The organism is Micromonospora sp. NBC_01796 (assembly GCF_035917455.1).
Lineage (GTDB): Bacteria > Actinomycetota > Actinomycetes > Mycobacteriales > Micromonosporaceae > Micromonospora_G.
In genome coordinates this window covers 8386321-8392425 of the sequence record NZ_CP109078.1, presented here as the reverse complement: position 1 = coordinate 8392425, position 6105 = coordinate 8386321, and the positions used below count along the sequence as shown (strand labels likewise).

Annotated in this window: 7 protein-coding genes; all 7 read left to right on the top strand. The window is 70.3% G+C overall.

The window, feature by feature from the left end; translation table 11 throughout:
• Window positions 1–13: 13 nt before the first annotated feature.
• Genes OIE47_RS37370 through OIE47_RS37340 form a run of 7 tightly spaced genes read left to right on the top strand, consistent with a single transcriptional unit; the run spans window position 14 to window position 6059 of the window.
• Complete coding sequence (locus OIE47_RS37370) at window positions 14–271, top strand: acyl carrier protein (protein WP_326559278.1); 258 nt, start codon at window positions 14–16, stop codon at window positions 269–271.
• 37 nt (window positions 272–308) lie between these two features.
• Complete coding sequence (locus OIE47_RS37365; protein ID WP_326559277.1) at window positions 309–1565, top strand: beta-ketoacyl-[acyl-carrier-protein] synthase family protein; 1257 nt, start codon at window positions 309–311, stop codon at window positions 1563–1565.
• On the top strand, window positions 1562–2668 hold the full coding sequence (locus OIE47_RS37360; RefSeq protein WP_326559276.1) for a beta-ketoacyl synthase N-terminal-like domain-containing protein: 1107 nt from the start codon (window positions 1562–1564) through the stop codon (window positions 2666–2668). Before OIE47_RS37365 ends, OIE47_RS37360 begins: the two co-directional genes overlap by 4 nt.
• The gene (locus tag OIE47_RS37355) at window positions 2658–3083 is read left to right on the top strand and encodes a 3-hydroxyacyl-ACP dehydratase FabZ family protein (protein ID WP_326559275.1); all 426 of its coding nucleotides are present in this window, start codon (window positions 2658–2660) and stop codon (window positions 3081–3083) included. Before OIE47_RS37360 ends, OIE47_RS37355 begins: the two co-directional genes overlap by 11 nt.
• Window positions 3083–3604, top strand: a complete 522-nt coding sequence (locus OIE47_RS37350; protein ID WP_326559274.1) for a 3-hydroxyacyl-ACP dehydratase FabZ family protein — start codon at window positions 3083–3085, stop codon at window positions 3602–3604. The genes OIE47_RS37355 and OIE47_RS37350 overlap by 1 nt, the downstream gene beginning before the upstream one ends.
• Window positions 3605–3624: 20 nt before the next feature.
• Complete coding sequence (fabG, locus tag OIE47_RS37345; protein WP_326559273.1) at window positions 3625–4371, top strand: 3-oxoacyl-ACP reductase FabG; 747 nt, start codon at window positions 3625–3627, stop codon at window positions 4369–4371.
• 14 nt (window positions 4372–4385) lie between these two features.
• Window positions 4386–6059, top strand: a complete 1674-nt coding sequence (locus OIE47_RS37340; RefSeq protein ID WP_326559272.1) for a phytoene desaturase family protein — start codon at window positions 4386–4388, stop codon at window positions 6057–6059.
• Window positions 6060–6105: the final 46 nt, after the last annotated feature.

The window sequence follows — 6105 nt, the reverse complement described above, 5'->3', positions numbered from 1 at the left end:
ATCTGGAGGAACAGTGAGCGCATCCGCAGTCGACACCGAACGCTTCGAGGAGATCAAGGAGATCGTCTGCGAGACCCTGGAGCTCGAACCGGAGGAAGTGACCGAGAGCAGCCTCTTCCAGGAGGAGCACGGTTCGGACTCGCTGGGCGCGATCGAGGTGCTGTCGGCCCTGGAACGCCGCTACCACGTGGTCATCGACCAGGCCGAGATGGCCCGGATGACCAACCTGCGCGGGGTCTACGACGTCGTGGCCAAAGCAGCGAACTGGTAGCCGGATCAGGCGACGCGACGATCGGACGGGAGCGGTCATGTCAGCTAGCAGGGAAACAGGTTCGGCGCACCGCGTGGTGCTCACCGGTGTCGGGGTCTTCTCCAGCATCGGCGTGGGCGCCGATCAGTTCGCGGCCGGCCTGCGTGCGGGACGGTCCGGTGTCCGGCCGATCAGCGTCTTCGACACCACCGGGTTCGCCCACACCAACGGCTGCGAGGTCGTCGGCTTCGAACCGGAGTCGTGGATCCGCAACACCCCGATCGAGCAACTCGGTCGGGCCAGTCAGTTTTCGGTGGCGGCGGCCAGGATGGCGGTGACGGACGCCGGTCTGGACGATGAGACGCTCCAGGCCCGACGCGGACTCATCTCCATCGGTACCACCGACGGTGAGTCGTACGACCTCGATCACCTGGTGGGGCAGGACGTGGCCGGCGGGCCGACCCGGATGGAACCGGCCCGTGCCCGCCGCCTCCCCGCGTCCCGTCTGGCCATGTCGGTCGCCCGTGAACTCGGCCTGTCCGACGTGGAGGCGATCACGATGGCGACGGCCTGCTCGGCCGGTAACTACGCCATCGGGTACGGCTTCGACGCGGTCCGTTCCGGTGAGGTCGACTTCGCGCTCTGCGGCGGCGCGGACGCGATGTGTCGCAAGACCTTCACCGGGTTCTACCGGCTCGGCACCATCGCGCCGGAGTTCTGCCAACCGTTCGACAAGAACCGCAAGGGGATCCTCACCGGTGAGGGCGCGGGGGTGCTGATGCTGGAGTCACTCGCGTCGGCGCAGCGGCGCGGCGCCCGGATCTACGCCGAGATCCGCGGTTACGGCCTCAACTGCGATGCGTACCACCAGGTGGCGCCCAACGAGAGCAGCGTCGCCCGGTGCATGGCGCTGGCCCTCGCGGATGCCGGCGTCACACCGGCGGAGGTCGACCTGATCTCCGCGCACGGCACCGGTACGAAGGCGAACGACGTGACCGAGACCCGGGCCATCCGCAGCGTCTTCGGCGCTGACACACCGCGCACCGTCTCGTTGAAGTCGATGCTCGGTCACACCATGGGGGCGGCCAGCGCGCTCAGCGCGATTGCCTGCGCGCTCGCCATCAAACAGGGCTTCATCCCGCCGACGATCAACCACGTCGAGACCGATCCCGACTGCGACATCGACTGCGTACCGAACCATTCGGTGCCGGCGCAGTTGCGGGTGGTGCAGAACAACGGGCTCGCCTTCGGCGGGAACAACGCGATCGTCATGCTCGGCCGTTACGAGGACGCGGACAACGGGGTGATGGTGTGAGTGCCACGGGGGTCGACGCGGACCGGTTGGTCATCACGGCCTGGGCGGCCGTCTCCCCGTACGGGGTCGGACGGTCGGCGTTCGTCGAGGGACTGCGGGAGCAGCGGCCGACGGACACCGAGGTGCGCGCCCCGCAGTGGGACGTGCCCGACGACCGGGCCTGCCTGGTACCCGGCTTCGACATCCGGGAGATGCTGGGCAAGAAGGGAACCAGGGCGATGGACCGGGGCACCGCTCTGGCCCTGTCGGCCGTCGGCGCGCTGCTGACGGAGCTCGGCCCGGACGGGGGCGTGCGGGGACGGGACGACACCGCCCTGGTACTCGGTACCTCCTTCGGCAGCACCCAGACGATGATGGACTTCACCCGGGCCTCACTCACCGAGGAGAAGCCCTTCTACGTCGACCCGGCGATGATGCCGTACGCGGTGATGAACGCCGCCGCAGGCCAGTGCGCGATCTGGTACGAGCTGCGGGGACCGAACACCACCATGGCGGGCGGGCGGGGCAGTGCGCTGCTCGGTCTGCGTTACGCCCGCCGGCTGCTGGCCAACGGTCGGGCGGCGCGGGCACTGGTGGGCGCGACCGAGGACTACTCCCGGAGCCGTTCGTGGCTGTGGCGGCAGGCGGCGCCGGAGACTCCGGTGGTGCTCGGCGAGGGCGCGCTGATGATGCTGGTCGAACCGGTCGGTGCGGTCGGCGCGGATCGTCGGCCGTTGGCCGAGGTCCTGGTCGTCGAGTCGCGGATCTTCTTCGACGCGGACCCGCGTGCGGAGTTGGCGGCCTGCATCCTCGCGGCGCTGAAGGCCGCCGGCCTCGCCGCGGCGGATGTCGACCTCGTGGCGCTCAGCGACGCGCCCGGACCGCTGGGGGGACACGAGCGGCAGGTGGTCGCCGAGACCCTCGGTGACGAGGTGACGGTGCTGCCGTCGGTGTCGGGTCTGCTCGGCGAGACCGCGTGCGTGTCCGGGGCCTTCCAGATCGGGTCGGTGCTGGCGACCGCGCACACCGCCGGTGGTCTCGGCGGGCGGGTCGCGCTGGTCACCTCGGTGGATCGGGACGGCACCGTGGCCTGCGCCCTGCTGAGGCTCTGCGATGCATCCTGAGGCGACCTCGACGTCGGTCCGGCAGCCGCTGAGTCCGCTGCGGGAACCGGTCCGGGTGGTCCGGCAGGCGGCCCTGGTCGATGGCGGGTGGCGGTCGGCGGCCAGCTTCAGGGTACGCCCGGACGAGCCCGTCCTCGCCGGACACTTTCCGGGCTTCCCGATCTTTCCCGGAGTGTGCGTCATCGAGGCGGTGCTCCAGGCGGCGACGCGTACGGCACCGCCCGAGTTCGGCCCGCTCCACCTCGACACGGTCGAATCGGCCCGTTTCCGCGACGCTGTATATCCGGGGGACACCCTGGCGATCGAGGTCGAGTGGGACCGGGTCGACCAGGGGACGGGTTGCGCCGCCCGGGTGTCGACAGAGCGCGGGCTCGCCGCGCTGGTCCGGCTCCGGCTGCGGCGAGGTGACCGGTGATGGGTACGACGCCGCAGCCGTCGCTCGCACACCGGTACCCGATGTTGCTGATCGACCGGGTGGTGACGATCGAGCCGGGTAACCGGATCGTCGCCGTAAAGGCGGTGACGCGCAACGAGCCGTGGTACGCCGGCACGGCTCTGGACAGCGACGAGCGCCGGGTGGCGTACCCACGGACCCTGCTGCTGGAGTCCTGGGTGCAGGCCGCGGGCCTGTTGTTGACCACCGCCGACGCCGGTTCGGATCGCGTCATGCTGCTCGGTGCGATCTCCGGGGTCGGGTACGGCGACCCGGTTCTCCCCGGTGACCTGGTCGAGCATCACGCACGGCTGGTGCGGGAGGTCGCGGACACCGCGATCATCGAGGGCCACAGCCTGGTGGGTACCACCGGGGTGCTGACCGTACGCCAGGCGGTGGTGACGATGCGCCCACGGATGGAGTTGCGGGTCCCGGAGTACGGGAGCCCGGCGGCCCGGCAGGGGAGTGACCCGACGAGTGTCGGCGCTTCGGTGGATCGGTGATGGGAATGGGAGACGGAATCATGGACGAGGGCGCATCGCGGCTCGCGGTGGTCAGTGGTGGGTCCCGGGGCATCGGCAGGGCGACCGTGCTGCGGCTGGCGGAGGAGGGATTCGACGTCGCCTTCTGCTACCGGGCCGACGAGGAGTCCGCGCACCAGGTGACGGTCCAGGCCGGCAAGTGGGGCACCCGGGTGGTCGCCAGCAGGGTCGATGTGGCCGACGCCGATGCGGTGCGCGCCTGGATCAGCCGGACGGAACGCGAGGTGGGTCCGATCTCGGTGGCGGTGACCTCCGCCGGCATCACCCGCGACGGCCCTCTGGTGACGATGTCGGACGACAACTGGGGTGCCGTGATGCGCACCAACCTGGACGGCGTCTACCACGTCTGCCGTGCGGCGGCCTTCGGCATGATGAAGCGCAGGCGTGGTTGCATCGTCAACATCTCGTCCGTCTCCGGCGTGTACGGCAATGCCAAGCAGACCAACTATTCCGCGGCAAAGGCCGGGATCATCGGATTCTCGAAGGCGCTGGCCAAGGAGGTCGGCCGGTACGGGATCCGGGCCAACGTGGTGGCACCCGGCTTCATCGACACCGACATGACCGACGCCCTGTCCGGTTCGGTCAGCGAGCGGATTCGCGATTCGGTCGCGCTGGGTCGGATGGGTACCGCCGAGGAGGTCGCCGACCTGGTCTCCTTCCTGGCCTCGGACCGGGCCACCTACATCACGGGCTCGGTCGTCGAGATTCACGGCGGGATATCGATCTGATGCCGGGACAATCGATGCGCGGTGACGACCTGTCGTGGGACGTGGTTGTCGTGGGTAGCGGACTCGGGGGCCTGACCTGCGCCGGCTACCTCGCGGCGAGCGGCCGGCGGGTGCTGGTCCTCGAACAGCACGACGTCGCCGGCGGCAACGGGCACGTCTTCCGGCGCAGGCGCGCGTACGAGTTCGACGTCGGCGTGCACTATCTCGGCGACTGCGGGCCGGGCGGCACCATTCCCGCCATCCTCGCCGGTCTGGGTCTGCGTGATCGGGTCCGGTTCCGACCGATGGACCAGGACGGTTTCGACCACATCGTGATGCCGGGGCGGTCGGTCGACGTACCGGCGGGCTGGGACCGTTATCGGGACCGGCTGCTTGCCACCTTCCCCGCCGAGACCGAAGGTTTGCTCCGGTACTTCGACGTCTGCGCGGAGGTGGTGCGGGCCGCGCCGGGTCTCCCCCCGACGCCCGGCGGCGGTCACCGGATCGAGGCGTCGACGACCGTGGCGTGGCACCGACGGACCCTGGCCGATCTGTTCGACCACTGCCGGCTCTCCAGACCGGCGCGGTCCGTGCTGGCCGCGCAGAGCGGCAACTACGGGCTGGCGCCGTCGGCCGCCTCGGTCGGCGTGCACGTCAGGATGATCGACCACTACCTGCACGGCGCCTACTACCCGGAGGGCGGTGGGCAGATGCTTGCCGCCTCGCTGGTGGAGTCCCTGGAATCCAACGGCGGCGAGCTGTGGACGCGCTGTGCGGTGTCCCGAATCCTGGTCGAGGGCGGGCGGGCGACCGGGGTGACGCTCGCCGACGGCCGGACCATCCGGGCCGACCTGGTGGTGTGCAACGCGGACTACCGCCGGACCGTCCTGGAACTGGCCGGCGGCAGCGACGCCTTCACCACGGCGGTGGTGGAGAAGACCGACCGGGCGGTGCCGACCCTGGCGCTGACGGTGCTCTACGTCGCACTGGACACGCCGCTGCCGGAGCGGCGCAACGCGAACCTGTGGTGGTTGCGCGACGACGACATCGAAGGGCTCTACGCCCGGTTGGCCGCCGGCTCGTTCGACACGGTGGACTACCTGTTCTGTTCCTTCGCGTCGCTGAAGGATCCGCACAACCGCGCGGTGTGCCCACCCGGACACTCGAACTTCCAACTGATGACCCTCTGCCCACCGGGATACGAGCGGTGGGGGGTGAGCACCGGCCCGGCGGAGGGCGGACGCTACCGCCGCAACGAGGTCTACCAGCGGGAGAAGCAGCGGGTGACGGACGCGATGCTCGACGCCGCGGAGGAGGCACTCGGTCCGTTCCGGGACCGGATAGTGCATCTCGAGACGGCGACGCCGCTGAGTCAGGAGCGCTACACCTGGTCCACCGGCGGCACCCCCTACGGCCTGGGCCGCTGGGGCGCCGGCGTCGGTACCCGACCGGACACCCGGACCACCGTGCCGGGGCTGTACGTGGTCGGCCAGAGCACCCGGCACGGCAGCGGGATCGGCGGGGTGATGGTCGGTGGTGCCATGTGCGCCGGACAGATCCTCGACCGGCCGCTGCTCGCCCAGGCCCGGTCCGGCACGGTGATCGGTGACCCGGCCGTCCTTCCGGACCGCCCGGCGGACTGGGATCCGCTGGCCGTGTCCCGAGGCACCGCCCGACGAGACGCGCGGGGACTCGCCCGCATTGGCTGATCAACGCCCGACACATTCACCTGAACGAATGGGGATCGAACCGTGA